This window comes from Psychrobacillus sp. FSL H8-0487, assembly GCF_038008385.1.
GTDB lineage: Bacteria > Bacillota > Bacilli > Bacillales_A > Planococcaceae > Psychrobacillus > Psychrobacillus psychrotolerans.
The window spans coordinates 3,061,525-3,088,314 of the sequence record NZ_JBBOZA010000001.1; the positions used below are offsets into that span (position 1 = coordinate 3,061,525).

Annotated in this window: 26 protein-coding genes and 1 riboswitch; of the genes, 7 read left to right on the forward strand and 19 right to left on the reverse strand. The window is 36.4% G+C overall.

Annotation, left to right across the window (positions count from 1 at the left end; translation table 11 throughout):
• Positions 1–196 precede the first annotated feature (196 nt).
• The 3 genes from MHI47_RS15710 to MHI47_RS15720 form a co-directional block, all read right to left on the reverse strand.
• Positions 197–1,174 (reverse strand): ring-cleaving dioxygenase, encoded by a 978-nt coding sequence (locus tag MHI47_RS15710; protein WP_340831431.1) that lies wholly within the window; start codon positions 1,172–1,174, stop codon positions 197–199.
• 185 nt (positions 1,175–1,359) lie between these two features.
• Positions 1,360–2,343, reverse strand: coding sequence for an ornithine cyclodeaminase family protein (locus MHI47_RS15715; RefSeq protein WP_340831432.1), 984 nt, complete (start codon positions 2,341–2,343; stop codon positions 1,360–1,362).
• A gap of 63 nt (positions 2,344–2,406) precedes the next feature.
• Complete coding sequence (locus MHI47_RS15720; RefSeq protein ID WP_093538105.1) at positions 2,407–3,747, reverse strand: MFS transporter; 1,341 nt, start codon at positions 3,745–3,747, stop codon at positions 2,407–2,409.
• A 167-nt stretch (positions 3,748–3,914) separates the two neighbouring features.
• Here MHI47_RS15720 and MHI47_RS15725 point away from each other — a divergent pair, with 167 nt between their 5' ends.
• Together MHI47_RS15725 and MHI47_RS15730 are read left to right on the forward strand one after the other, a co-directional pair.
• Entirely contained in the window at positions 3,915–4,427 is a 513-nt protein-coding gene (locus tag MHI47_RS15725; protein ID WP_093538104.1) for a helix-turn-helix domain-containing protein, read from the forward strand.
• Positions 4,428–4,609: 182 nt separating this feature from the next.
• Positions 4,610–6,064 carry a phospholipase D family protein gene (locus MHI47_RS15730; protein ID WP_093538103.1) on the forward strand — a complete coding sequence of 485 codons (1,455 nt, stop codon included), beginning with the start codon at positions 4,610–4,612 and terminating at the stop codon, positions 6,062–6,064.
• Positions 6,065–6,173: 109 nt separating this feature from the next.
• On the opposite strand, the gene MHI47_RS15735 is transcribed toward MHI47_RS15730, so the two are convergent.
• From MHI47_RS15735 to MHI47_RS15780, 10 genes are all read right to left on the reverse strand, one after another.
• A complete protein-coding gene (locus MHI47_RS15735; protein ID WP_340831433.1) occupies positions 6,174–6,644 on the reverse strand; it encodes an NUDIX hydrolase in 471 nt (156 codons plus the stop codon).
• A gap of 96 nt (positions 6,645–6,740) precedes the next feature.
• Positions 6,741–7,007: a hypothetical protein gene (locus MHI47_RS15740; protein WP_093538101.1), complete on the reverse strand. Its 267-nt coding sequence runs from the start codon at positions 7,005–7,007 to the stop codon at positions 6,741–6,743.
• A 28-nt stretch (positions 7,008–7,035) separates the two neighbouring features.
• The gene (locus tag MHI47_RS15745; protein ID WP_340831435.1) at positions 7,036–7,791 is read right to left on the reverse strand and encodes a class I SAM-dependent methyltransferase; all 756 of its coding nucleotides are present in this window, start codon (positions 7,789–7,791) and stop codon (positions 7,036–7,038) included.
• Between the two features lie 423 nt (positions 7,792–8,214).
• Positions 8,215–8,664 (reverse strand): GNAT family N-acetyltransferase, encoded by a 450-nt coding sequence (locus MHI47_RS15750; RefSeq protein WP_340832077.1) that lies wholly within the window; start codon positions 8,662–8,664, stop codon positions 8,215–8,217.
• 219 nt (positions 8,665–8,883) lie between these two features.
• Positions 8,884–9,384, reverse strand: a complete 501-nt coding sequence (locus tag MHI47_RS15755) for a hypothetical protein (RefSeq protein WP_340831436.1) — start codon at positions 9,382–9,384, stop codon at positions 8,884–8,886.
• 60 nt (positions 9,385–9,444) lie between these two features.
• Positions 9,445–10,221: a methyltransferase domain-containing protein gene (locus tag MHI47_RS15760; protein ID WP_340831437.1), complete on the reverse strand. Its 777-nt coding sequence runs from the start codon at positions 10,219–10,221 to the stop codon at positions 9,445–9,447.
• A complete protein-coding gene (locus MHI47_RS15765; RefSeq protein WP_340831438.1) occupies positions 10,211–10,921 on the reverse strand; it encodes a YwaF family protein in 711 nt (236 codons plus the stop codon). Before MHI47_RS15765 ends, MHI47_RS15760 begins: the two co-directional genes overlap by 11 nt.
• Before the next feature lie 304 nt (positions 10,922–11,225).
• On the reverse strand, positions 11,226–11,618 hold the full coding sequence (locus MHI47_RS15770; protein WP_340831439.1) for a DUF4870 domain-containing protein: 393 nt from the start codon (positions 11,616–11,618) through the stop codon (positions 11,226–11,228).
• 198 nt (positions 11,619–11,816) lie between these two features.
• Positions 11,817–12,320 (reverse strand): GNAT family N-acetyltransferase, encoded by a 504-nt coding sequence (locus tag MHI47_RS15775; RefSeq protein ID WP_340831440.1) that lies wholly within the window; start codon positions 12,318–12,320, stop codon positions 11,817–11,819.
• A 15-nt stretch (positions 12,321–12,335) separates the two neighbouring features.
• Positions 12,336–13,334: a glutathione S-transferase family protein gene (locus tag MHI47_RS15780; protein ID WP_340831441.1), complete on the reverse strand. Its 999-nt coding sequence runs from the start codon at positions 13,332–13,334 to the stop codon at positions 12,336–12,338.
• 351 nt (positions 13,335–13,685) lie between these two features.
• Here MHI47_RS15780 and MHI47_RS15785 point away from each other — a divergent pair, with 351 nt between their 5' ends.
• The 3 genes from MHI47_RS15785 (at position 13,686) to MHI47_RS15795 (ending at position 16,800) form a co-directional block, all read left to right on the forward strand.
• On the forward strand, positions 13,686–13,940 hold the full coding sequence (locus tag MHI47_RS15785; RefSeq protein ID WP_340764545.1) for a phospholipase: 255 nt from the start codon (positions 13,686–13,688) through the stop codon (positions 13,938–13,940).
• A 121-nt stretch (positions 13,941–14,061) separates the two neighbouring features.
• Complete coding sequence (locus MHI47_RS15790; protein ID WP_340763442.1) at positions 14,062–14,805, forward strand: GTP pyrophosphokinase; 744 nt, start codon at positions 14,062–14,064, stop codon at positions 14,803–14,805.
• A gap of 186 nt (positions 14,806–14,991) precedes the next feature.
• Positions 14,992–16,800, forward strand: a complete 1,809-nt coding sequence (locus MHI47_RS15795; protein WP_340831442.1) for a sulfatase-like hydrolase/transferase — start codon at positions 14,992–14,994, stop codon at positions 16,798–16,800.
• 110 nt (positions 16,801–16,910) lie between these two features.
• Here the strand turns inward: MHI47_RS15795 and MHI47_RS15800 are convergent, their stop codons facing one another.
• Positions 16,911–17,600 carry a hypothetical protein gene (locus MHI47_RS15800; protein ID WP_340831443.1) on the reverse strand — a complete coding sequence of 230 codons (690 nt, stop codon included), beginning with the start codon at positions 17,598–17,600 and terminating at the stop codon, positions 16,911–16,913.
• Between the two features lie 173 nt (positions 17,601–17,773).
• Between MHI47_RS15800 and MHI47_RS15805 the strand changes: the two genes are divergently transcribed.
• Positions 17,774–18,268: a L,D-transpeptidase family protein gene (locus MHI47_RS15805; protein WP_340832079.1), complete on the forward strand. Its 495-nt coding sequence runs from the start codon at positions 17,774–17,776 to the stop codon at positions 18,266–18,268.
• Between the two features lie 190 nt (positions 18,269–18,458).
• On the opposite strand, the gene MHI47_RS15810 is transcribed toward MHI47_RS15805, so the two are convergent.
• The 3 genes from MHI47_RS15810 to MHI47_RS15820 all read right to left on the reverse strand — a co-directional run bounded on the left by MHI47_RS15810 (position 18,459) and on the right by MHI47_RS15820 (position 23,532).
• Positions 18,459–20,831 carry a polyprenyl synthetase family protein gene (locus MHI47_RS15810; protein ID WP_340831444.1) on the reverse strand — a complete coding sequence of 791 codons (2,373 nt, stop codon included), beginning with the start codon at positions 20,829–20,831 and terminating at the stop codon, positions 18,459–18,461.
• Positions 20,832–21,048: 217 nt separating this feature from the next.
• Entirely contained in the window at positions 21,049–22,113 is a 1,065-nt protein-coding gene (locus MHI47_RS15815) for an LLM class flavin-dependent oxidoreductase (protein WP_340831445.1), read from the reverse strand.
• 231 nt (positions 22,114–22,344) lie between these two features.
• Positions 22,345–23,532: a DHH family phosphoesterase gene (locus MHI47_RS15820; RefSeq protein WP_340831446.1), complete on the reverse strand. Its 1,188-nt coding sequence runs from the start codon at positions 23,530–23,532 to the stop codon at positions 22,345–22,347.
• Positions 23,533–23,843: 311 nt separating this feature from the next.
• A riboswitch (Lysine riboswitch) is annotated at positions 23,844–24,023 on the forward strand.
• A gap of 233 nt (positions 24,024–24,256) precedes the next feature.
• Here MHI47_RS15820 and dapA point away from each other — a divergent pair.
• The gene (gene dapA, locus MHI47_RS15825; RefSeq protein ID WP_093538088.1) at positions 24,257–25,144 is read left to right on the forward strand and encodes a 4-hydroxy-tetrahydrodipicolinate synthase; all 888 of its coding nucleotides are present in this window, start codon (positions 24,257–24,259) and stop codon (positions 25,142–25,144) included.
• Positions 25,145–25,471: 327 nt separating this feature from the next.
• On the opposite strand, the gene MHI47_RS15830 is transcribed toward dapA, so the two are convergent.
• Both MHI47_RS15830 and phoU read right to left on the reverse strand, forming a co-directional pair.
• Complete coding sequence (locus tag MHI47_RS15830; protein WP_093538087.1) at positions 25,472–25,984, reverse strand: YehS family protein; 513 nt, start codon at positions 25,982–25,984, stop codon at positions 25,472–25,474.
• Positions 25,985–26,119: 135 nt separating this feature from the next.
• On the reverse strand, positions 26,120–26,779 hold the full coding sequence (gene phoU, locus MHI47_RS15835; RefSeq protein ID WP_340763452.1) for a phosphate signaling complex protein PhoU: 660 nt from the start codon (positions 26,777–26,779) through the stop codon (positions 26,120–26,122).
• Between the last annotated feature and the right edge of the window lie 11 nt (positions 26,780–26,790).

Sequence of the window (26,790 nt, forward strand, 5' to 3'; positions counted from 1 at the left end):
TTTTAATGAATCTACTACATAGTTCAGATAGCTTTATAAGAAAGTTTTTACTCACTGTTAAACTGAATTTACTTGGCTCATCGCTCGTTTACTCACTAAGCGGATACTATTCCTAGAAGCATTTTTTTACTCTCAACTATTAATGCAGCCATATAAAAAAAACCGCCTCCCTTTTAGGAAACGGTTTACTCTATTTTTATTCTTTTACAAATTCGATTGTGCTTCGAACTGTATCGATTGGACGAACTAGTCCTTCAATTTGTTTGCGCTGTGGTTCTAGGAATGGAGGTAATGACAATTTTTCCCCAAGTGTTTCATATGATTCGTCCCCCATAAATCCTGGACCATCTGTGGCAAACTCAAACAGAATGCCGTTTGCAACTCTTGAATACAAGGATTGGAAAAAGAAGCGATCGACAAATCCAGATGTTTTGAAGCCAAAGCTTTCCATCCGTTGTGTCCATTCATCTAATACTGCTCGATCTTCCACTCGGAAAGCTGCATGATGAACAGTTCCGAAACCTTGACGACCTGGAGGAAGTATGATGTTTTTTTCTATTATAACCTGTGCACCATTACCACCCTCACCTACTTCAAATAAGTGGAATGACCCGTTTTGTCCAATCTCTTTAAATAATAATACCTTTTCAAGCACTTCTTTCATGTAGTCAAATTCAGCAATGCGTATAGTAATCGGTCCTAGACCAGTTATAGCAAATTCTAGTGGGATGGGACCTTTTTGCCATGGTGTGCCTGCTGCTACACCATTATTGTTTTCATCTGATACTAGTTGATATTGTTGGTCGTCAAAATCTACAAATGATAATACCTGAGTTCCGAATTGCTCTTGTATGCCAGTATGTTTTACATTTAGGCGGTCAAAACGTTTTACCCAGTAATCTAACGCAGCATCAGTAGGCACGCGGAAGCCAGTACGATATATTTCGTTCGTACCGTGTGTCCCTTTTGGTATGTTTGGAAAATCGAAGAACGTCATATCCGTTCCTGCCCCACCAACATCATCAGCAAAAAACAAATGATAAGTTTGAATATCATCTTGGTTGACTGTTTTCTTAACGAGTCTCATGCCTAATACATAAGTGAAAAATCTATAGTTTTCTTCTGCACTACTTGTAATAGCAGTAACATGGTGTATTCCTTTTAAGTGATTCATCTATATTCCTCCAATAATTTATCTTTAATTTAAGTATCTCTAATTCAAAGTAATTTTATCATGGATATTAAAACCTGTCAATAATGCTATCCTTCCACAGATTTATAAAATAAAACCTCTCATAGAGTTAATTTTTCTCCTAATAAAAAAACTGTCCCATAGTGGAGACAGTTTTAGTTTGTTCATCAAACTTCTATATGTGTTCCAATGTTTTTTTCTTTGGCTTTTATATAGGCGCCTTTAGCTACAGCCAAATCAAAATAGGCCGCCCCTACAGATTTGAATATAGTAATTTCATCTTCCTCTTCTCGACCATTTACTTGTCGTGCAACAAGCTGCCCTATTTCTCCGTGCACATCATTAAATGACCACTCCCCAATACTCTCAGCATGTATCAGTTCACCAGCTTCATCCTTCACTCCTGCCAAATCATCCACAACTACTTTAGAAGCACGTTTTATAGTTGTTACATCTAGCTCCAACATATGTGGTAAATAAGAACCTACACCATTAATATGTGTGCCTGGTTGTAAGTCATTCCCATTAAATACAGGTTCGACTGAACGAGTTGCACAGCAAATGATATGTGCCTGACGAACTGCTACAGATACGTCTTCTGCTATTTCAAAAGGAACCTCTATACCAAAATCTTTTAACTGCTCTCCAAATTGCTGTGCTTTTTTTGCAGTACGATTAAATAATATAATTCGATCGATATCTCGAACTGCAAGTACGCCTAAAGTTTGTTCAAAAGCCATGGCCCCAGTACCAATAACCGTCAGTACCTTTGCATTTTTTCTAGCTAAATAATTGGTAGCAATAGCACTTAGGGCTCCCGTTCGTAATCGAGTTAAGTAAGAAGCGTTCAACATTGCCACATGCTCCCCATTTTTGGCGTCCGATAATAGAACAACCCCTTGTGTCGTTGGTTTTCCATTAGTTGGATTGTTTGGATAGATAGTTACTACTTTAACAGCAGTTACTTCTTCTACTAAATCCGCACTCGGCATGTAAAGGGCTGATGCCTCATGTTGTGGAAATTCGATTACAGTCCGATGCGGGTTTGAAATTTTCTCAGCTACTATCGCCTTCAACACTTCTTCTACATCTTTTATTGCTTCATTCATATTATATGTACGCATAATTTCTTGTTCATTCACTATTAACATTATGTGACCCTCCAATGATGAAAAACTCGTCTTTTCACTCACGTGCAAAGACGAGTTTTGTTATTAGACTTTGCTTAATTCTTTTTCAACTTTAATACTTTTGCTACCTGGTTTTATTAACGGACTTTCCTCATCTAAGTTTTCCTGACTGCGGTCTTTTACTGCCCAAATAGCGATTAAAGAGATTACTGCCGTGAACATGATATATACTGCAACTGGCACATAAGAACCGTTAAACTGTAACATCAGGCTCGCCGCTACCAATGGGGCAGTTCCTCCAGCTAAAGCCGCTCCAATTTGGTACCCTAATGTAACTCCAGTATAACGAACCTTCGCATTAAATATTTCAGAGAACATAGTACCAAGTACCGCTGTAATTGGAGCCCAAATAATACCTAGACCGATTACAGTTGCCACAACTAGTAAAACAACTGATTGTTGTTGTAGCATCCAGAAATATGGGAAAGCAAATAATAGCATCCCAATGGTACCAGCTACATACACTTTTTTACGACCGATTCTATCGGATAAGCTACCCATAATAGGAATCAATATAGTTGTAATAATCGTCGCTACCATTACGGTGTTCAAAGTCGTCGTTCTAGAAAAACCTAGTTCCGTAGTTGCATAGGAAACAACAAATGTTCCAAATATATAAAATGGCGCCGTTTCTACTACCTTCGCACCAATTGCTATTAATACTTCACGCCAGTGATACCTTAATGTATCTACAATTGGTAATTTAGGAATATCTCCAGTTTCTTGTACTTTTTTAAATGAAGGCGTTTCGTCAATTCCTTTACGAATCCACAATCCGAAAATTACTAGTAAAGCACTTAATAAGAATGGTATACGCCAACCCCAAGTCATGAATGACTCTTCCGGTAGTAGAGTCATTATAGATAAGGCAACTGTACCCATTACCATCCCAATCGTCACACCCATTTGGGGGATGGATCCGTAAAGACCTCTTTTTTCTTTTGGCGCGTATTCAACCGCTAATAATAGGGCTCCTCCCCATTCTCCACCAATACCTAGCCCTTGAACTAAACGTAAAGTGATTAACAAAATTGGTGCCCAAATTCCAATCGCCTGATAGGTTGGAAGTAACCCCATTCCAAAAGTAGCGACGCCCATCAGTGATAGTGTAACTACTAAAGTTTTTTTACGCCCAATTCTATCTCCAATATGACTGAAGATAATCCCCCCGAATGGGCGAATGAAGAATGATAGAGCAAATGATGCATAAGCAAGTATTAGTCCAACTGATGGATCTTCTGTAACAAAAAATATTTGATTAAATACAAGTGCTGCAACTGTACCATACAAGAAATAATCGAACCATTCAATCGAGCTTCCTACTAAACTTGCAATCCAGACTTTCCTCATTTTCTTTGGATCCATCGCACATTTCCCCTTTAATAATTGAAGTGACACTTTAATTCTCCCGTTTTTAACATTCTAAATAGTTTTAAATTTTCTGTCAACATTATTTTTAATATAATAATTGGAAGAATATCAAAAGGGTAAGGTATGATGTATATATACATCATAGTTAAGGAGAATAATAGATGTCTTCTCATTCAATTGGTAAGATTTTAAAGGAATTACGAAAAGAACGAAAACTAACCTTAAAGGATTTAGCAGCACAAACCAATGTCTCCATCAGTTTCCTATCTCAGGTGGAGCGAGGAAAATCGAGCGTTACACTCGAATCCCTAAAAAAAATAGCAGACGCATTAACAGTGAATCCAACCGTATTTTTCCCAGATAGCACACACGCAGAAGAACTAGAAGAAATAAGACAGCAATTCTATTACAAGGATTTATCCTGTGATATGAAAGAAGCATCCTATGCCCCTATACTAGTAACTCTCCAGCCAGGTGAAAATGAAGGAAATGCCTTTTCTCACGGAGGTCATGAATTTTTATTTGTTCTAGAAGGTACATTAACTGTTGTCGTAAATGAGTCAAAAAGGGAATTACAGGAACAACAATCCATAATGTTCGATGCGAATATGCCTCATTACTGGTATAACTATTCAGACAAGACTATCCGATTTTTGGTAGTTTCTTCTAAATAATAGACAACAGAAAAGAGCCCATATCATAATATGATTGGTCTCTTTTTTCATTGATATTTAATGGAATATCTAGGAGTGTCCACTTTCCTAAGAAACCATGCTACATGACTTCTATAAGGTGGTTTGTATTCCAAGTTATAAGGGAAAAGAACTAGAAAAGAGAATTAGTAGGGGGAAGAAAGATGGTTAGAAAGAAGAAGAAGCCATGGAGTAAACGAAAAAGAATAGTGGTCGGTTCTCTATGTGCGTTTGCGGTAGTTTATATAGCAGTCATGCTGTGGCATACATATAAACCCTTACCAGAGGGAGTTTCCTTTAAAGGGGACATACATAATACAGATTCAGTTGAGATGATTACTGATTTAACCTATGCACAGGACCAAGAAGGAACTGGCATGGTTCACGAAAATCATATATTTGAAGAAGTTTATAACATGATTGAGGAAGCAGAAGATTTTGTCGTAGTGGATTTTTTCTTGGTTGATGGCTATTACGATGAAAAGGAAGACTTCCCTAAGATTGCAGATACATTGTCTTCAACTTTAGCCCAAAAAAAGATAGACCATCCAGATATGCCTATCGTATTTATCACCGATCCTCTAAACAAGGGCTACGGGTCCTTTGAAAGTAAGTGGTTTAAGAAAATGCGAGAAGCTGGTGTAGAAATAGTTTATACCGATTTAGATCCTTTGCGCGATTCTACCCCCGTCTATTCGGGTATTTATCGTACCTTTTTCCAATGGTTTGACTTTGGAGGCGAGGGCTGGATTGCGAATGCGATGGCAAGTGAAGCCCCTAAGATGACAGTTGCTTCCTATTTGACTTTGCTTAATGTGAAAGCAAACCATCGGAAGGCAGTAGTTACGGAAAAAGAAGCAATGGTAACGTCTTCTAACCCGCATGATGCGAGTGGGTTTCATGGTAATATTGCACTGAAAGTTACCGGTCCCATCTTAAATGATATTTTAAAATCAGAAGAAGCCGTTTCCTTGTTTTCCGGTGGTCCTAAATTGCCTCGTGTAGATACAAAAGAATCCAACGGACAATATCAGGTGCAGTATTTAACAGAGAAAAAGATTCTCGATGCTTTACTCGAAGACTTAGCAGCAACCAAAAAAGGCGATAAAATTTGGCTCGGGATGTTTTTTGTTGCTAAGCGAGATATCGTAAATGCACTAATAGATGCCGCAAATCGAGGTGTAGAAGTTAATATGATTCTCGATCCAAACGAAAATTCATTTGGTCAGGAAAAATCTGGACTTCCAAATCGTCCGGTAGTACAGGAAATGGTTGAAGATACAAAAGGTAAACTGAATATACGATGGTATAATACGGTGATTGGTCAATACCATACAAAAGCAATTTGGATTCAATCGGACGAGCATACGATTATTTCTAGTGGTTCTTCTAATTACACGGAAAGAACGCTAGATGATTATAATCTTGAAAATAATTTAAAAGTAGTAGCACCAAATGATAGTGAATTAGTAATTCAAATGGAAACTTATTTTGAACGACTTTGGAATAACGAAGACGCTATGTACACAGTAGAACTGGAAGAGTTCCAAGATGGATTTACTTGGTGGCAAAGATGGATTTATACATTGCAAAAGTTTACGAAAGTAACTACCTATTAACAAGATTATTTCTACCAAATATCAACATAATAAAAACGCTGAGTCAATTCAGCGTTTTTTATTATTCCATTACTCACTTCGCTTAACTATAGTATCACCACGACTTATTTTAAGTCACTACAATATGTTTTATATGCAAAGGCAGCTCAACTATCTTCTCTCTCAAAAACTGTGGATACAGATTAATAAGTTTAAGTTCATTCAGCGTTTTCCAAAAATATGTATGTATTTCCCCTTCTTCATCTACTACAAATTCATTATTTTTTAGGAGTTTTTCATCTTCTAACTCCAGCAAATAAAAGAAGCAAATTTCATGAAATTGTTCATTAAGTGTTTCCTCTTTGAAAAAATTTTCATTTACCCAAAGCATTCGCTTTACAGTGACTTCCACGCCTAGCTCTTCTTTTATTTCACGCTTGACTGCATCTTCGCTTTTTTCGTTCATTTTAATACGTCCACCTGGTACATAATAGTATGGCTGACCTTGGTCTTGCATGATTAGCAGCTTGTTATCATGCACTATCAATCCCCCCACACGATAATTAAATCTACCTTCTGCCGTTTTAAAAGATATATCCATAATATCCCCTCTATTCTGGTTGAACGTTTTGTCCAAACTAATATTTCTACACTACTCGATATTAACCTGCCCCGTAAAAGTAACCACGGTATTAGATTAATAAAATAAAACCTTTGAAATTAACAGCAACATAATAATTGATGAAATCGATTTGATCCAAATAATCTTTTTACTAATGCCTGCTCTACTTTCCAAGTAATTTATATAAGAAAATGTAAGAATAAATCCAAAGAAAGGTAATAGGTAACTAGAACTAAATTCAACAGTTTCATAATATTTTATGATAGTTACTATTAAAAGAACCAGACCTAATGCACCTGCATAAGCATAGAAATATAAAGCGAACTTATTGTTCTCCTCCAAATTATCACCTCCCATAAATACCCTCTGATTATTTTTTTATAACTTTGATAATCAGAGTAGTAGGGAATCTTTTTGCTTTATATAATGAATAATATCTATCAGAAACTTCTTCCTCAGTCGACTCATAATTAACAGATACTTCACTTTCTATTACAGAGTCAATCGTAAATCCTACTTTAATCAATTCGTTAATATATGTACTTAGCTTTCTATTAGGAATTACCATTGGAGCATCTTCACCTTTAAAGTTCAGATATGTTGTAAAACCTTCCTCCTGGTATGAACCATTTAAACTAAATTGTCCATTCTCAGTTGTAATATGAGCGTATAACGGATGATCCCAACTGAATACAAAGCTTCCTCCTTGCTTCAAATAGGAATAAATTAATCTAAACGTAGTGGTTAAATCAGTAGTCCACCCAATAGCATAAATGGAATAAACACAGTCAAAATACAATTTTGGTAATCCAATTTCAACTTCCATCGGGGAACAGAATAAATGTGTGTCTAAACCATCGAGTGTTTCCTCAGCAGCCTTAATTTGTTTCTCAGATAGGTCGACTCCCCATAGTTCTCTAGCACCCCTGTCCGCCATATATAATAATGAGTGTCCACTTCCGCAACCAATATCTAACACTTTCTTATTTTCCATTTCTTCCAGTAATCCTAACTCTTCTTCAGTTTGAGCAAATGGGCCATAACTAGGTAAAGCATCTATACCATGAAAATGGTGAGCTACCATATCCCAACTTATCTTGTTCTGTTTTATGATTTCAGTAGTCATTTTTTAGCTCCATTTCTAAATTAATACACAGCTTATTTTTTTATATAGATAAATTAACGAATAGAATATTTATGAGGAATGCACTGCAATCCCGTAACCATCTTCACCATGCCAGACTATCCGCTTATCCTTAAAACCTGCTCTCAAAACTGAAAGTAGTAATCTATTTCGCATTCCATATGAGTATTCTTTTACCCACTCTATTGCGTTGATATACTTTTTATTCATTGAATAAAAGATTACCATTTTCCACTCTAAGATTGAAACATAAATATTGTTTGCACTTTCGATAGCTAATATTATCTGAAAATATAAGTCACTAGTTCTTCAAACTCTTCTTGTGATAATTTTTCATCAATTGAATATTGAACCGATATTCCACTATATACTCCGAATGAAAGTTCATAGATAAATAGCACTCCTTTAGCGAACACATGGATAAGTCATTTTAAGGAACTCATAACAACCTCCATTTGTTGTCTGCATAAATGTCTGCACTTCCTTAAATCCAACTTTTTTATATACTTTTATAGCTCGTTGATTAAAGGTTGCTACCGATAATGTAATATAGTCAGGATTATACGTAAATTTAGCAAAATCTAGGCCTGCTCTTAGGAACTCCACTCCTCTTCCATTTCCAGTTAAATTTGGTTTCAGCCCTAAACCTATATCAATCGTTCCTTTATCTACTCTATTAAAACTAAAGTAACCAATAATATCTTGACCATTCATGACAGCAAATGTAGACTCCTTACGTTGATTTGGATCTAAGAATTCAACAAGGTCCTCTTCATCTGCATCCATATCATAAAAAGAGTATTCATCATTATAATGCCAATTACTAGCTATATCTTCAGCTTGTGTCTGTGTCATTTTCTTTAATATATACAAAATTTCAATCCCTTCTATAATGCTTTCTACTCTTAAATTCTCCCGTATAGCAATTAATTCCTCTTTTATAAATAATATTTCTCAAGCGAAGGAGTGACCACATAGCCCATAAAATAGCAAAATAGCTCATAATCGATAAACTAGAACAAAAAAAACACCTGGATTACTGCTTATTTACAGTAATCCAAGTGTTTTCAATCATTAAGGCATATACTTTTCTTCGACTCTCACTACTTCATCATCTTTAACAGTTACATTATAAGGACCTTTAACACCTAATAAATAAGTGATAAATTCCTTTTCATCAACCGGTCTTGGCTCCAATGGATTTTCTTGATTTACTAAAAACAGTTCTGCATCATCAGCTAGTTTTATGCTTACTTCTTCCATGGTTTCGTTATAAATTGCAAATCCAGTAACAGCAAATGACGTAGGTAGATCTTTCTCTACATCTAACCCCAATTCCTTAATCCTATCCGTATCCGATTCATCAATCCATTCAACCTCATCCAAAGTGAGAAGCTTTGTAGAAAGCTCATAATTCATAATATTAACGAGTTTTTCACCTGCAGACATTGATTCTTTTGGTGTTGCTTCTTTTGGTGTTGCTTCTTTTGGTGTTTCCTTTTCTGCGCATGCGCTCAATACAATCACAGTTAACATGACTAGAATAGCCATGCTCGTCTTTTTTAATAACTTCATGCTGTAAATTCTCCCCTTTATATATAGGACACTTTTACCACAAAAAAAGTTTCAGTCCCTTTAAACAATTAAGCGAACGATGTAGAAGGAATTGGTCACTGCTAGACCATTCGTTGTACTATTTTCATTAAATATTTTAGTAACTTCCTCTAAATCTTCTTCCTTTAGCTTGTCGTAAACTGAAGCCCGCTGACCAAAGCAGCGTAATTTTAATACGTCTAAAGGTGAATGAAGATATTCTGTACTTACCACATAGTCAATTTTAGAAGTGGTGTACTTATTATTCGCTAATTGTAATTCTATTTTATCTAAGAAAGGCGTACCCAAGGATTGTTCAAATAACTTTGGGAATATTTGAGGCAGTTCTTTGCCGAAGTCGTCTCCAGGATGAAGTCCCAGAATGATTCCTCCCTTTTGAACTATTTCAGCAAGGGAGGAATATGCCGAGGTAGGTCCCTTTCGTATGTAAGCACATTCAAACTCCTCTTTTTCGAAAGGCATCCCATGTTTTGTATTTCCAGCTTGGAAAGATAGATTCGACTTCTCATTTACATTCGCAATTTCCAAGAAGTTTTCGGTAACATCAAAACCTACAATCTGCCTTGCAAATGAACTACAATACTTAGTAAACTCGCCATGCCCACAACCAACATCCAAAACCTTTTTGTTTTTGATCAACCTCGTCACTTCTTCATCAAAAACAGACTCTCCATTTGGTATGGTTATTGTGGAATTCCAATTGTACTTATAAACACGTTGCAATGCTGACAGTTGTTCATACCACTCTATAGAATGTGGTGTTACCCAGTCTGATAAGGTGGTCGGATTATTTAACATATACACTCTCTCCTTGCTTACTCCGGTTCCTAAACAAAAGCCATAGACAGCAAAATACACCAAACGCTACAAATTCCAGTGATAATACATACCACGGATAAGGACCTAGAAAATCCAATAAACTCCCACCCTTTGGCTTTTCCTGTAAAAACATATAATTGCCATCTACTATAAAATTTATAGCGAATAAGAAAGGTAGCAATATATTCAAAATAACCATCGTCTGGATAAGCCCTTTAAAAGTTGGTCGGTAACCTCTCACCCACGTGAAATAAAGGGCAGTTAAAATAATTCCAAAATGTGTATAGAAGAAATGAAAGAACCTGAAGTGAGGAAAATTTATATCTAATACCGGTGTGGCAACTGCCTGAATAGCTCCTCCAATTCCAGCAAAAAATACAAACGGATAGAACTTCTTGTTACCAGTCCAAAGTAAAACCATTGTAACGATTAAACTAACGCTGCATAGCTCAAGGGGCAATGAGTTTCCCCAATCCCACCTTCCTGTTTGAACAAGCCACATATAATAACAACCATCCATAATAAGTAAAGTCAGAGCGAAAAAACGTTCCCTTAATTGGATTTTCTGTTGTTGATGAGACCACTTGTTTCTAGTGAAAAATAACAGCAAGATTAATATAAATAATGTAATAGCGGAAGTTAAATGTACTCCAGAAAACATTTTAAAGGCATATTCCAATCTTTTCCCTCCCTATCTACTCTATTAATATTCGGCTTAGTCTTTTGAATTTCCTCTATAAAAAACTACTCGTGTAATTCCCTGAGCAGCTTTCATCATTTGAATTTTATTTTGACGTTATTATATCCAGTCGATTTTGCTTGATAGAGCTCCTCTTCTAGCAATAGGTTATATCACTCCTTTTAACTCTCTTTTTCTTTCACTCATTTTAAACAAAAACACCTAGCTCTTAAAACAGACTATGCTGTAAAGAACTAGGTACCCCATTTTAGTTTCATCTATTTACGGAAACTTTATATCTAACTTACTTTAACTGTTTTTCAGTAATATCACCAAGAATTGGAAGCTTGTAGTATTTCCCATTGTAAGCCTGGTACATTAAGAAAACTACCAGTGCAAGGACAAGTAAAGGCAACCAGATACTCAGTATCCAACCGATTATTGGGATAAAAGGCAAGACCATACTTATTATAATAAGAGCTACCCCTAAAAATACGGACTGCAATGCATGAAAACGAATGAAGCGATTTTCCTTCTCTACGAATAGAAAGATAAGTCCGACGATGAAAAAATAACAAAGCATACCAGCAATATTTTCATCTAAACCAATAGCATTATTTTTATTTACTCCTATCTCTGTTTCCTTTTGTTTAGGAGAAGCAGCTTCTTCTTTACTGTTATTTTCCTGTTCGTTCATACATATCACCTCCTTGTTTTGATCAAGAGTTAAAACGATGAAGTCTATAATATGGTTGGTGATTTAGAAATACCACATTTATGAAAGAACTGGCTCCATCCTTTCATCATATGAAAATGTTCATTATTCAGCTACATAATCGGAACAACGTAAAAAAAAGATCCTCTTATTTAACATAAAGAGAATCTTTTTCCTTAGCTATACTTTAATTCGAAATGCTTTTACAATAATCCCGTCATTTGCTGGTTCAAAATCATATTGTGGTAAGCGTTCAAAGCCTAGGTGCGTATATAATGTTATGGCATTTTCCATAAAATCTGCAGTATGCAGTCCCATCTCTATAAAACCTTTTTCTTTTGTGCGCTTCATACATTCATGGATAAGTGCTGTTGCTACACCCTTACTTCTAGCTTGTCGAGAGATAGCTAGCATACGTAACTCTGGATAATTGAGCACTTCGTCCAGTAAACCTTCATAAATTTGTTTATCAGGTGCAAACAAAGCAACACTTCCTGCAATTTCTCCATCAATTTCTGCCACGATTCGTTCAATACCAGGTTTGGAATCTGCATCCGATAGAATAGATTGTTGAAGTGCATTCCAGTGGGCCTCCGGTATTTTAGGTGCATGCTCTTCATATGCATGTAATCTCATTTCACGTATATGAACTAACTCTTCTTCTTTCGCATTACGAATGATCATCTTTTCATCTCCTTATTATTGAATAAGAAATTTTTCTTCCTTACCGCTTAAAGCCTCACGGTCATGCTTTGAGTTGAAGATAGACGTATCCGGACCTTTTGGTAATATATTATTTGGTCCTTTTTGATCGTCACTAGCAATATGGTTTGATAAATGATAATGTATTTTAATCGCTTCAAAATCTGTTGTATCACCAAATCCAGGTGTTTGGTATAAATCACGTAAGTAACCCCATAAATTCGGAAAATCAACAATGCGGTTTCGATTTGTTTTGAAAGCCGCATAGTACGCAACATCGAAGCGTACAAGTGTCGCGTATAGGCGAACATCTGAGTCTGTAATATAATCCCCAAACAAGAAACGTTGCGTAGAAAGACGATTTTCTAGTTCGTCCAAACGGGCAAATAACACGTCGTATGCTTCTTCATATGCTTCCTGGGAACGAGCAAAGCCACATTTATACACTCCATTATTCACTTCATGGAAAATGATATCGCTTAATGCATCAATCTCTTCTCGTAAATGCTCTGGATATAACTCAGGTGCATTTTCTTTGTGGAACGGCTTCCAAGCTGTCTCAAAATGATTGGTTAATCGGAAATAGTCATTATTCACAGCTTTTTTTTCTGCTATATCCACAATGACCGGAACAGTGGGTCTGCCTTCATATGTGGCATCTGCTTGTAAATATACTTCACTTATATATTTAATACCTAAAACGGGGTCAACGCCATTCTTATCTAAGGAAAACTCCCAATCTACCCGATCAATATTCGGACGCATTGGACTTGCAGTTCCTAAGCTAATAACATCTTCTAACCCAAGTACACTTCTCACAATGACAGAGCGATGTGCCCATGGACAAACAGCTGCCCAAAGTAGACGATACTTTCCTGCTTCTACTGAAAGTTCACCAGCTTCACTTCCAAAAGTTGTTGAGAAACGATTTTTTTGACGAATAAATTTACCCTTTTCATCCACTTCAGTTGGACCTTGCTTCTTAGTCTCTCCCATGTCTCATCATCCTTTTCTATTAAACATAGTATTTCACTTGGTTTAGTTAAGTGTATGGATTTATTATCTTGAAGTCAAGGTAATAAATTTTAAAATAGATACCATTGTATCCAGATGGATTATTTAATTCTCATAGTCTCATCTGTGTTATGAACATCCTAGCATTCTAGCTATGATGGCTGTTTTGGAAAAACAGCTTTTTTTGCTTTTATAGACTACTAGTGGACAATCCATGAATGGGTCGGATAGTTTATACAATACCAAATTTTAGGAATAGACTATAAGAAAGAAAACAATGATAAGGAGGTCATATATTTGGCATATAGAAGAAATGGAAATCCCCGTTTTTGTGTGTTCCCTGGTTATAATTGGTGTGGACCCGGTTGTAGTGGACCTGGTGCTCCTATAAATGATGTGGATGCGGCTTGTAAAGCACACGATGAATGCTATAGAAGAGGAAATAATCGATGTGAATGTGATCGTGAGTTTCTCCGTCGGCTACAGCCTAAAGTAAATAATCACACACCAAAGGGAAGACATGCCCGGACGCTCTATAATTATATGAAATTGCAAACAGCTTTTACTTGTAGAAACTCTAGATACTAAAAATTTTATCCAAATACTTGTAAAATATTTCTTCCTAAAATCGTTACTTTGCAATACGTTTGTTTAGAAAGGATAAGTTTGTTATCATTTCTACAGGTAGTTATTGAAGGAGCGCTTATAGATGAATAAAGAACAAGTAGAACAGTTTCAACAGATGAAAAAGAAAATGACTCGAATGATGCTGTTGTATAAGTTTGCATTGAGTGAGCTTGAAACAAAAATTGAAATTCTTCGAGAAGAATTTTTAATGATCCATGATTATAATCCAATTGAACATACGAATTCCAGATTGAAATCTCCAGAAGGTATATTAAAAAAACTTAATCGCAAGGGTAAAAATATTTCAGTAGAAAGTATCCGTGAAAATGTGAAAGACATTGCAGGAATGCGTATTACTTGCTCTTTCATCTCTGATATATATCGAGTTTTTGGTATGTTGGAAAAACAAAGTGATATAAAGGTATTAGAAGTAAAAGATTATATTAAAAACCCAAAAAGTAATGGCTATAAAAGTTTACATGTTTTATTGGAAACACCTGTTTTTATGTCCGATGGTAAAGAAATTGTAACCGTTGAAGTGCAGATACGAACTATTGCGATGGATTTTTGGGCAAGCCTTGAACATAAAATCTTTTATAAATATGATCAGTCTGTACCGGAACAGTTATTAATCGAGTTAAAAGAAGCAGCCGATTCAGCATTTGCATTAGATCAGAAAATGGAACGACTGCATAATGAAGTAAAAGTAATCAAAAAAGAAAACAAAGTAACCGAAGTAGATGAATTGACTAAGTTAATAAGTAATTCAAATCAACAAATAACAATCCCCCCTGCTTTCTTAGAAATGTTGGAGAAAAGTAAGTAATCCGATAGTTGATAGCCATTACTAAGAAATAGGAGTGAAAATAATTCAATAAGAGTTGCAATGACTATTTGTCGTTGCAGCTTTTTGCGTTAATTGGACATCTCTCTAGACTAACTATCCATATCCCCTGCTCCTTTTTTCATAAACTAAACAGATATATAAAATAAAGAAGGAGGAGTTATTAAATTGAGCAAATCAAATGAGAACTTTTCAAATTCTCATCATCACAATAAAAGACCTAACATTCTTTTTATCATTGTAGATGAAGAGAGATTTCCGACTGTTTATGAAACTGAAGCAATAAAAGAGTGGCGAGTGAAAAATTTAAAAACGCAAGAGCTGTTACGCAAAAATGGAATGACATTTTCAAATCATTATATTGGGAGTACCGCTTGTTCACCAAGTAGAGCAACGCTTTTTACTGGCCAGTATCCGTCACTTCATGGAGTGACACAAACGACTGGTGTTGCAAAAGGTGCATTTGATCCCGATGTATTTTGGTTAGATCATAGCACAGTGCCTACTTTAGGGGAATACTTTCGCACAGCGGGATATCAAACGTACTGGAAAGGAAAATGGCATCTATCGGATGAGGATATTCTAATACCTGGTACGCATGACGCATTACCGAGCTACGATACAAAAACTGGTGTACCTAACAGTGCGCAAGAGCAAATTTATGAAAAAGCCAATAGATTAAGTGATTATGGCTTTGATGGTTGGATAGGTCCTGAACCTCATGGATCAAATCCGCGAAATTCTGCATCTTCGGCAGGTGTCGGAGTAAGTGGAAGAGATGAAGTTTACGCTAAAGAGGTAGTAGATTTAATACATTCACTCGAAAAAAATGCAAAATCACCTAACGATCAACCTTGGTTAATCGTATCCTCATTCGTGAACCCACATGATATTACCCTGCTTGGTCTATTCACACGATTCAATCCCTCCTATAATTTTGAGATTGATCCGACTCTTCCTTTCGTTCCACCAGCACCTACAGCAAATGAAAACCTACTTACCAAACCTTCTGTTCAGTTAAGTTATCGTGATATCTACCAACAAGCCCTTCAGCCCACATTCGATTCGCTACTTTATAGACAACTCTACTATTCTCTACAAAAGAAGGTAGATGATGAAATGTACAAAGTATTTCAAGCCCTTCAATCATCCATCTTTTATGAAGACACAATAATAATTTTCACAGCAGATCATGGAAGCTTAGTAGGAGCACATGGTGGACTATTTCAAAAGTGGCATAATGCTTATGAAGAATCCTTACATGTTCCTTTAATAATTCATAGCCCAAAATTTTCAGTCCCTAGAGAAACGGACATAATCACAAGCCATCTAGACATTATTCCTACACTTTTAGGTCTTGCCAATATTAATGCAGTCGATGCTCAAAAAGAACTTAAGAAAAGCCATAGCGAGGTGCACCCATTGGTTGGACGAGATTTCTCCCCGTTAATAAATGGAAATACCAATTTCCCTCGGGCCAACGAGCCTATATATTTTATGACGGACGATGAAGTGACAAAAGGATTAAATCAGTTTACTGTAACGGGAAAACCATATGAATCAGTTATTCAGCCAAACCATCTAGAAACCGTTATTTTGAAATTGCCTACTGGTAAAGAAAAAACCGATGAGGTCTGGAAGCTTACCCGTTATTTTGACAATCCACAGTTTTGGAGCAATCCCGGTGTAGAAGATAAAGTGACAAGTCAGGAGGATTCCACCCCAGTTACAGATACGAAGGAAGTAGCTATTTGTATAACTACCACGAAACAAACTCCTGTTGACGATGAATATGAATTATATAATGTCACTAGAGATCCAACGGAAGAATGTAATCTTGCATTTCATTTGAATGAAACTCCCGAATCTAAACTAATTCAAAAAGTATTAATAAGTATTCTCCAAGAACAATCCAAGCAAAAAAGATTATCTCCGACAAGTGGCACAGTTCCAGGTATGCCAACTTGTGAGAGCTAGGGAGATCTCATTAAATCACTTATACTTAGTATAAAAAGGTGCCGCCTAAGTCATTTTTCCGTTAATTGGTTCGACACCTTTTATATTATTATTTCTTCCCACGTTTCATCTTATTGCCAAAGTCTCACAGCTACATTGGTATGTTCATAGCGTTTAATAATAATACATACTTTTTGATACCATTCATTACAAAGTGCATTTACTTCTGTGTATTCTTCCGAATCGATTTCAAAGGATTGGTCATCTGCAATAAATGGATATTCTAAAATAGGATTGATCAAATCATCCACTACTATTCTCAAACATAATGCTTCTATAGATTCAACGTCATCATCATCTTCTTCATCTTCCTCGTCAACATCTTCTTCCATTTCGGCTTGATCATGCAATAGTGTACTGCCTAACAAACCTTTCCTCGGATATAAGTTTATAACCTCTCCCTCTTCTACTAAGCCGACCTCTAATACTTTAGAAAAGGAAATAGGATCTATACTAAAATCTTCTTCTATGGAATCTCTTTGAAGTATATAAAGAAAGTTTCCTACATCATCTATTAACATGACATTTAACAAATTGTTCGAGATCAGAGACTGTGTATGGGGAATTTCTGCAAGTTGTTCCTCTAATCTCCTTCTACTTTCAGCGTTTCTTCTATTTAAAAAAAATTTCCATTCTATAACTCCCCAAAAGAATAATCCCAATGAAATGACCAAATACAATCCAATTGCATTTGTACTTTCTAGTGAAAGTGATAATGCGAAATAAACAAAGAATAATAGAAATATAACTAGTATTTTCAATCTCATTCCACCTTTAGAATTCTGTTATAAGAGATTCTATTCGTGAAACTATGTCCTTATACTTAAGTCTTTGAAATTGTCTACTTCCAATCACCGAAATAGACGAAAATAAATTACCAACTTCAATCATTTAGCATATAATATATTATTTCATTAAAGCGGAGGTGTTTATGCTGATTCATACTGTTCAACAAGGGGAAACACTGAGTCAAATAGCTCGAGACTATCGTACACCCCTATCCAACATCATTAGCGCTAACCCATCTATAAACCCCAATATACTTTATATAGGTCAATCCATTGTCATACCAGGTTTTCCAGATCCTAACTCACTGCCATATCAAATCGAGGTTTCCATAAACAATCGGCGACTACGGTTGTTTAAAGATGGGCTTTTACAAAAAGAGTATCCTATTGCGGTAGGAAGAATGTTATTCAATACACCTGTTGGAGATTTTATCATTATAAACAAAGCACCTAATCCGGGAGGACCTTTCGGCACCATGTGGATGAGTTTATCGAAAGAACATTATGGGATTCACGGTACTAACGATCCCAGTTCGATTGGCAGAGCAGTATCACGTGGTTGTATCCGTATGAACAATAAAGATGTGGAGGAATTAGCACGTATTGTCCCGATAGGTACACCAGTTTCAATAAGGCCATAAGACAAACTGGTTAAAGAGACGCCAGGTCCTCTAAAAAAGAAAACGTAGGTAGGTATGCAGTTGATTTCCGCTCCGAGCGGACGCTTTCCATGGGCACGGCTTCAGCCGCTTCCTTACTTTATTCAAAATAAAAAGAGATTACCATTAAGTCTTGAAAATAAAAACTTAATGGTAGTCTCTAAAACTATGTCTACTTGTCTCGATTAATAATATAATCCAAAAAGTGCTTCAAAAAAGTTGTATCTCTTGGCACGTCATGTAATGATTCCATGGCAACACAGTAATTTTCCCACATCTCTTTTTTGGCATCATCAACCCCTAATATAGAAACGAAAGTAGAGCTGTTATTTTCGGAATCCTTCCCAACCGTTTTCCCTAACAAAGCTGTATCTCCTTCTACATCAAGGAGGTCATCTTTAATCTGAAATGCAATACCTGCATGGCGTGCAAACTTTTTCAATGCTTCAATTTCTAATTCGCTAGTATTGGCAAGGATTGCAGGCATTAGAATAGATGCTTCAAATCCAAGTCCTGTTTTGTAGAAGCACATGTTATTTAATTGGTCCAAAGATAATTGTTCGCCTTTTGAATTTAAGTCCATTGCCTGACCTCTACACATATCGGCCGTCACTTGGGCAGAATACTGGATGAGTTTCAACACAACTTTCGAATCGAACTGATCCAATGTCGTTTGCTCCCAAATAGCTTTCTGAGTCAAGAAAAGTCCTGTTAACTCTGCGATGGAAACATTATAAACCTCATGGAGGGTAGGCCGACCTCTGCGGAGTGAAGCATTATCTTGAGATGGAAGATCGTCAAAAATGAGAGAAGCTGTATGCATATACTCTAATGATTTTAAAAGTGGTTCTAGCTCTGAGCTTTTTAACCCATATGCATTGACTCCCATAAACCAAGTGACTATTGGTCTTAAACGTTTTCCATCACCTTGTAGACTGTAATTCGCAGCATCTATAATGGAATCAGGCGACTTATCAGGTTTTGTGAGATCTAGAACTTCGTTAATCTGATTCCGGACAGTTTTGGCGTTTTCTATAAATTCTTCCTGTCCCTGTCTATTATTTTTCAAGCTTGTAATCATATGGTCACGCAGCAGCTTATCGAAGAAATCTACATCATCTGCTTTTCGAACCATCTCTTGGATTAGTTTATTGAAAGTAGGGTTTCCAGAAGCAAAAAGGTTCATTACCTCCTTATATTTTCCGGAACCTACCCGCTCCTTAAATCTTTTAAGACCATTGATAGCTCGGTCTAAAATAACTTCACGCGTCATTTGATCCGAATCATAAACATGATGAATCAAATTAGAGATTACTGTCCAGTACATTTCAAATGGATTTATGAGATCTGGCCGTTTATCGTGATACTTCAAGTAATATGTGTAGGGAGTTACCGCCCCTTCCTCCATATCATCAAACATATCTGCAAAATCATCCGCAAGTTGATTGTAGATTCCGTAAAAAAATGTTCGACTGTCAAAACCTTCATCCTCAGAAGCACCAATTACAGAACGAACAATCAATCGAGAAGATGCAGATTTTAGAATGACTGGTATATAAAGCTCCTCATTCGTATATTCTGGATAAGCCAAATCATTTTTGCGATCCACTTCTTGAGAGTTGAAAAACACATAAGATTGCTCGAAAAAGTTATTTCTTGTCTCTGGTCGCTGATGTTCCTTAATATATTCAAATGCTTCACTAAGTTCTGAGTGAATATAGCCAATCAGTTCCGCATTTTCCCCTTTCCAATCACCTAGTTCGGGAACTATTCCCGTAGTAAGGGTAGTGCGTATCAGATTAGCATATTGTTTTTCTTCCTCTACTGTTAGAATTTTGGCATCTAGAAGATCGTCAATAAATGGATACGTAAGTCCATAGGAAAACCCTAGCCTTATCGCTTTATCAAGCCTATACTTTCGCTCTTCTGGAGAAACATCCCCATTCATTTCTTCTATTTCTTGCATGATTACCCCTGCAATGATTTTAATAAGTTTTCGTTGGGCATGCTCAGCCTCCATCCCTGTAGGAATATTAGCGGATACATTTTTTAACTTATTGATCAGCCAGATGAATGTCGATTCCACGCCTTCTTTCTGAGCCAGGCGATACAAGGCAGTCATATTGAACATTTCACTATCATTCTCTCGATCTGTTGCTGAAGAGATAAGATGAGTTTTCAAACTTCCCACTACATTTCGGATTCGACTTTCCGTTTCTGGGGAATTCAACGCTTTTCCTAAATCTCTCATAAATATATATGAAATGCTTCGATTCAAATAATTATCTAATTTCCCTGTATAATTTAGCCACTTTATATAACTGTGATATCCACTCGTATTAGCTTTTCCTTTCCCCCTGGAAAACAGAGAAAGTATTGAATGGTGTCGTATATGATTATGTTTCCACAAATGTATATCTTCTGTAAGAACTTTCACATATGTCTTCTGTTGAACCTGCGTATAAAGTGATTGAAAATAATGATTGGCCTTCTCTTCTGCCTGCTTGTAACAAGCATCGGTATTAATGATTAATTCTTTGTTCATATCATTACTCACCTTCACTTCTTATTTATAAATTCCACTCCAATTACTATTATAATTATAACATTCAACGTATTGATGATTTACTTTAAGCTACAGAATTATTCCTCTTTCTATTTCTATGAGTCAAACCGCTGCTTCATAATAGCAAAAACAAAAAAAAGAGAACGAAAATCGTCCCCTTTTTTATCTTCTTTATAAACTGATACGCAGAAATAAATTAATTACTTTCAACTTCACCAGCTGATTCCCATCTATCTATTTCTGCACGAACAATTGGTGCCACTTCTTTGCCAAGTAGTTCAATTGCTTTCATCACGTCTTCATGAGGCATTGATCCAACTGGTACATGCAGCATAAAGCGAGTAATACCCACATTTTTACGTAAGAAAATAATCTTTTCAGCTACTGTCTTCACATCTCCAACGTATAAAGCACCTTCCAAGCTACGTGCATCATCGAATGTCGAACGAGTATACGGACCCCATCCGCGCTCTCTTCCTATAACGTTCATTGCTTGCTGTGTTGGTGGGAAAAATTTTTCTACTGCAATATCCGTAGATTCTGCCACAAACCCGTGCGAGTGCGATGCAACCGTTAACTTTGATACATCATGTCCTGCTTGAGTCGCGGCTTTCTTATACAGTTTCACGAGTGGCTCAAACTGGAGTGGGCTACCTCCGATAATTGCCAACACTAGTGGCAATCCAAGGAATCCAGCTCGAGCAACAGATTGCGGTGTTCCACCGCTCGCAATCCAAACGGGAAGTGGGTCTTGTACGGGACGTGGATAAACCCCACGATTCTGAATCGCAGCTCGATGCTGACCACTCCATGAAACCATTTCAGACTCACGTATTTTTAAGAGTAAATCTAACTTTTCTTCATACAATTCATCATAATCCTTTAAATCATATCCAAAGAGTGGGAAAGATTCGATAAAGGAACCACGCCCTGCCATGATCTCTGCTCGACCATTGGAAATAGCGTCTAATGTAGAAAATTCCTCAAATACTCGCACTGGATCATCTGATGAAAGTACTGTTACAGCACTAGTTAGTCTTATATTCTTCGTCCGTGACGCAGCTGCAGCCAGAAGAACAGCGGGCGCGGAAGCCGCGTAATCCTTGCGATGATGTTCTCCTACACCGAATACATCTAGCCCAACTTCATCTGCTAATACTATTTCTTCCACAACCTCACGAATACGCTCCGCATGACTAATTACTTTTCCAGTTTTTACATCTGGAGTGGTTTCCACAAACGTTGTTATACCAATTTCCACTTAATTTTTCCCCCAATCATTATTGCGTTCAATTGTTTATATAAGGATGCTTTCGGCCTTAATGATACCTTATTATCCTATTTATATTCAATCTATCAGTTTCATTGGAGAAAGAGGAATTTGGAAAGATATTCTGTTTCACGGGTAAAAATAACTCGAGAGCGAGTATGTAAGAACCATTCGCTAGTATTCAATAGAGTGAACGCCAGTAAAACTCAGTAACCCTTGTCCTCAAGCGTCCTCTCTCTTCTTCACTTCACTCATTAAATAATCGACAAACAGATCATCCCTTACTAAAGCTGCCTCATAGTTTCTCTTTAAGAAACGTTCGCCATCTTCAAAGCTTGTAAAGGTTTCTTCTAATTCGATTTTATTTTTTTCGAGAATCCAATCTTGATTATTTTTAGAATATAAGATGAACGTGTCATTATTTCTATTTTTATAAAACGAACCGAAAGCCGATTGTTTCAAATTATACTGATTTCTTTTTGCATCTTCTGGTATTGAGGACAGATGGAAAGTGTCCAAAACAAATAACTTATATGCTTCCTCCGTTAAAGTACATCCTGATGCTTTTTGATGTCCTCCGCCACCGAACTGTCCAGCAACTTCAGAAACATCGACATGATCATAAATTGTACGAAGAGAAATTCTTTTTCCTCCCATGATTACAATTGCGATGTAATCGAGATGTGGAAACTCTTTGCCAAGTTCATTACCTAACTCCGAATGATACGTTTCCGCGTAGACCACCCCAGCAATATGGTCTCCCACTTTTGCCTGTACAATCTCTCTTTTCTTACGACGAATATAGCGATCAATCTTCTCGGATTCCATTTTCAATATTTTCTTTTCAAATTCATCAAAATCAAAATGGTCACTCGTACGAAGTCGTTCCATTATTTTTTCTTCAAATTCTTCCATCGATATTAAATAGAACAATGAGTTTAGGGAATGTGCCTGATGATTCCCGTTCTTTTCCCATTCCCATGTATCATACTGTCTAACTAATTCTACAAATTCTGTTACTGCAGCAGTTGGTTCCAATAATTTGTTGGATACAAGGTACTCATATAATAAGGATGTAGCAGAAGTTAATTTGCCTTCCTGATCTTCCACTAAAATATATCCCCATTCATAATCATTAAAGTGCAACGCTGATTTATGATGATCGATTAGTTGTACCTTCCCATTTGCATTGTAAAAATCATTTAATCTTTTTTCATTATCCCCGTTCGGCGTCAAATCCGTTACGAATAAAAATGTATCAGGTTCATCATTTTCTAAAAAATATTCAATCTCCCGATTAAGAGATGAAATCGAATTATAGCGCACCTTTACATTCTCACCAAATGCTAGCTTTGCTAAAATACCACATCCGACACCATCTAAATCATTATGGGACAATAATTTATACATTCTCTTCACCTCTTATATAGTATGGTTTTTACATATTAAACTTATTAATAGAACTAACTTAAAAGTTATTTGGGTCAATTTCAAATTACTTATATCAATATAAAATTGGACTCCGTTGATTGTAGCGCAAGGTGGCGACTCCAGTGATGAGGAGTGAAGCCATATCCGCGGAAAGCGTCCACCTGGAGTGAAGATCAACTTTGACGGATTTTACTACTTAATATTTATTTTACAGGTAAACTGTTGCAATAGTATTAAAAGTCATGTATTATTTTAATAATTAAATATTCTCTTATTTCAATTATATTTGAAGTAAGGATAGAGGCGCAAAAACCATTAGTACACAATTAGAGGATAATGAGATCCTAGGACATTTGTGGAAAGGGGAATTTGCCGAAGTTGAAAGAATCTCATTTTTCTTGAAGCTGGTTCAGCTGTTGAACAAACACTGAATTGTCATATAGGAGACTATATGGAGGGCTATCTTACGCACAGAAATATTACTCTATTTCTACTGCAACAACGAGCCCTCGTTGTTGCTTTTTCGCGTTTACTTAACTTGACTACCAAACAAATCTCAAGTTAAGCCTCCGGTGGATGTCACAGACTTTGGAGTTAATTGCGCTAGCGCAATTCAAAATCTGGACACAATTACACCGAAGTGTAATTGATGAAGCCCTTCTCCCTGAATTTTTAATAATAAATTATAGGATGTGGAGAAGTTATGAATTTTGGACAAATATTAACGGCTATGGTTACTCCTTTTGATCATAATGAGGATATAGACTTTCCAGCTACAAGAAACTTAATAAATTACTTAATCTCCAATGGAACACAAGGTTTGGTTGTGTCTGGAACAACCGGAGAGTCTCCGACGTTAACTGATGAAGAAAAAGTACAGCTGTTTAAATTTACAGTTGAAGTTGTAAATGGTAGAGTGCCAGTTATTGCTGGAACCGGCTCATATAGCACAAAAGCTTCTATCAATTTAACAAAACAGGCTACTGATGCTGGTGTCGATGGTATTATGCTTGTTGTTCCTTATTATAACAAACCATCTCAAGAAGGCTTGTACCAACACTTCCAAACAATTGCTGCAACAACATCATTGCCGATTATGCTATACAATATTCCAGGTCGAAGCGTGGTCAACATGTCATTAGATACCATCATCCGACTTTCAGAGATTCCAAATATCGTTGCTATCAAAGAAGCTGGCGGCAATTTGGATACTATGTCTGAAATTATTAGTAATACTCGTGAGGACTTTTCGCTGTATAGTGGCGATGACGGTTTAACAATTCCGGTGCTATCAATTGGTGGAACGGGTGTTATTTCCGTAGCTTCGCATATTATAGGAAATGAAATGCAAGCAATGATCGCAAAGTTTAATAATGGCAATGTAAGAGAAGCTGCAATGGATCATCGCAGACTATTGCCTGTCATGAAAGCATTATTTGCAGCTCCAAATCCTACACCTGTTAAAACAGCATTGAATTTAAAAGGTGTTCCAGTGGGTGGAGTTCGCCTACCTATGGTTCCTTTAAATGCTGAGGAGCTTACTACTTTAAAGGAAGTATTAACTACACTACCAGAAGGCGTAAAGTCTTAAAAAGAGCGAATTCCAACTACTGGAATTCGCTCTTTTCCCTTTAATTCGTGGACATGAAAGATCATATACTCGCGGTCGATGGGTGAATACTCGCTATCGACCAATGCTTACTCGCGGAGAAGAATGGAATACTCGCGGAGAAGAATGGAATACTCGCGCTCCCTCTCTGATTACTCGCGGACTGCCATGATTTACTGCCGCAACAGGATATATTTCCACTTCTAATCATCCTTTCAGGATGTTGAGGAATGAAATGAATTGCACCATTTCTTATGACTAAACTAAAAAGACGAATTCCCATTACCAATGGAATTCGCTCTTTTTAATTTAACTTCTATATTTAACCGCTAAGCCTTTAAGGAATTTGCGCGCAAAATTGTCTCCGCATTCTTTATAATTACGATGACCTGGTTTTCGTAAAATAGCTCCAAGCTCACCTTTTGAAACTACAATACCACCATCATGCAACACATCTAGCATATCTTCTGTTGTTAATTGTAGAGCTACTTTAAGCTTTTTCAACAGCATATTATTCACGTGATCCTTCTGCTGTACAACTGGCTCCGTATCTGCTGGCTGTTCCGGTTTTGGATCCTGCTTGCCTCTTTTATGCGTGATTAGTCCATTCAAAAACGATTCTAACATTTTATTATTACACTTGATGTGGTTTTCATCCTCTACTACTTCTTCCTCTTCACTTTCCTCTTTTGCTTTGGTAAGAATTTTGAGAACTTCCTCTTTAGTTACTTCCACACCACCAAGTTTAAATACCTCTACCATATCCTTATTCTTTATATCAAGGGCATATCTCAATCTGATTAATATATCATTATTCTCCATTTATAAACCTCCCAATGTCCGCATAAGTAGATATCATACGGAACTAATCATTACTAGAATAGCACAATGTGAGCTAGTATAAAAAAAACTGGAAGAGAAATTTTTCATTTTCTCCACCAGTTCGATTTCATTTGCCTATGAATTGAAATCATATATTTGACCTTTTATCAAATAAGCTGTGCTTTCAGCGATATTCGTAATATGGTCTGCTGTTCTCTCTAAAAAGCGATTAACAAATAATAATTGTACAAGCTGACTTGTTTCTTCTGGATGTTCACTTAGATAAGCAGTAAGTTTTTTATATGTCTCTCTACTATATTGATCTACATTGTCCTCTAAATCTCCCACTTCTTTAGCAAGCAGGATATTTTCCTCTAAGAATGATTGTAATGCTTTTCGAAGCATTTCAATCGATATATCTTTCATCTTTTCTAGATGGGTAATATCTAGTAAAGATTCAGTATTGCCGATTTTAATCGTTGCTTTTGCAATATTTACAGCAAAATCTGCGACCCGTTCAATTTCAGATGAAATTTTAAGGACACCAATTATTTCACGCAAATCTCTGGAAACAGGTGATTCTTTCGCTATCATCCATATGGAGAACTGATTTACTTCTATTTCAAGATTATCAATCGCTGTATCTCCTTCAATTACTTTTAGAGCAATCTCCACATCCTGTGTTTTTAACGCCTTAAAAGATTTTTCTAGAGCGACAACTGAGAGTTCACCCATTTCGATAATCTTACTCTTTAGTTCTTCTAAATTATTTTCAAAGTTTACACGAATACCCATTGGTAACCTCC

Bases quoted from the DNA above. Each gene is read 5' to 3' on its own strand.
- MHI47_RS15710 (WP_340831431.1), bottom strand. From the start codon at position 1,174: ATGAATCACTTAAAAGGAATACACCATGTTACTGCTATTACAAGTAGT.
- MHI47_RS15715 (WP_340831432.1), bottom strand. From the start codon at position 2,343: ATGTTAATAGTGAATGAACAAGAAATTATGCGTACATATAATATGAAT.
- MHI47_RS15720 (WP_093538105.1), bottom strand. From the start codon at position 3,747: ATGGATCCAAAGAAAATGAGGAAAGTCTGGATTGCAAGTTTAGTAGGA.
- MHI47_RS15725 (WP_093538104.1), top strand. From the start codon at position 3,915: ATGTCTTCTCATTCAATTGGTAAGATTTTAAAGGAATTACGAAAAGAA.
- MHI47_RS15730 (WP_093538103.1), top strand. From the start codon at position 4,610: ATGGTTAGAAAGAAGAAGAAGCCATGGAGTAAACGAAAAAGAATAGTG.
- MHI47_RS15735 (WP_340831433.1), bottom strand. From the start codon at position 6,644: ATGGATATATCTTTTAAAACGGCAGAAGGTAGATTTAATTATCGTGTG.
- MHI47_RS15745 (WP_340831435.1), bottom strand. From the start codon at position 7,791: ATGACTACTGAAATCATAAAACAGAACAAGATAAGTTGGGATATGGTA.
- MHI47_RS15750 (WP_340832077.1), bottom strand. From the start codon at position 8,664: ATGACACAGACACAAGCTGAAGATATAGCTAGTAATTGGCATTATAAT.
- MHI47_RS15755 (WP_340831436.1), bottom strand. From the start codon at position 9,384: ATGAAGTTATTAAAAAAGACGAGCATGGCTATTCTAGTCATGTTAACT.
- MHI47_RS15760 (WP_340831437.1), bottom strand. From the start codon at position 10,221: ATGTTAAATAATCCGACCACCTTATCAGACTGGGTAACACCACATTCT.
- MHI47_RS15770 (WP_340831439.1), bottom strand. From the start codon at position 11,618: ATGAACGAACAGGAAAATAACAGTAAAGAAGAAGCTGCTTCTCCTAAA.
- MHI47_RS15775 (WP_340831440.1), bottom strand. From the start codon at position 12,320: ATGATCATTCGTAATGCGAAAGAAGAAGAGTTAGTTCATATACGTGAA.
- MHI47_RS15780 (WP_340831441.1), bottom strand. From the start codon at position 13,334: ATGGGAGAGACTAAGAAGCAAGGTCCAACTGAAGTGGATGAAAAGGGT.
- MHI47_RS15790 (WP_340763442.1), top strand. From the start codon at position 14,062: ATGAATAAAGAACAAGTAGAACAGTTTCAACAGATGAAAAAGAAAATG.
- MHI47_RS15810 (WP_340831444.1), bottom strand. From the start codon at position 20,831: ATGAACAAAGAATTAATCATTAATACCGATGCTTGTTACAAGCAGGCA.
- MHI47_RS15820 (WP_340831446.1), bottom strand. From the start codon at position 23,532: ATGTATAAATTATTGTCCCATAATGATTTAGATGGTGTCGGATGTGGT.
- dapA (WP_093538088.1), top strand. From the start codon at position 24,257: ATGAATTTTGGACAAATATTAACGGCTATGGTTACTCCTTTTGATCAT.
- MHI47_RS15830 (WP_093538087.1), bottom strand. From the start codon at position 25,984: ATGGAGAATAATGATATATTAATCAGATTGAGATATGCCCTTGATATA.
- phoU (WP_340763452.1), bottom strand. From the start codon at position 26,779: ATGGGTATTCGTGTAAACTTTGAAAATAATTTAGAAGAACTAAAGAGT.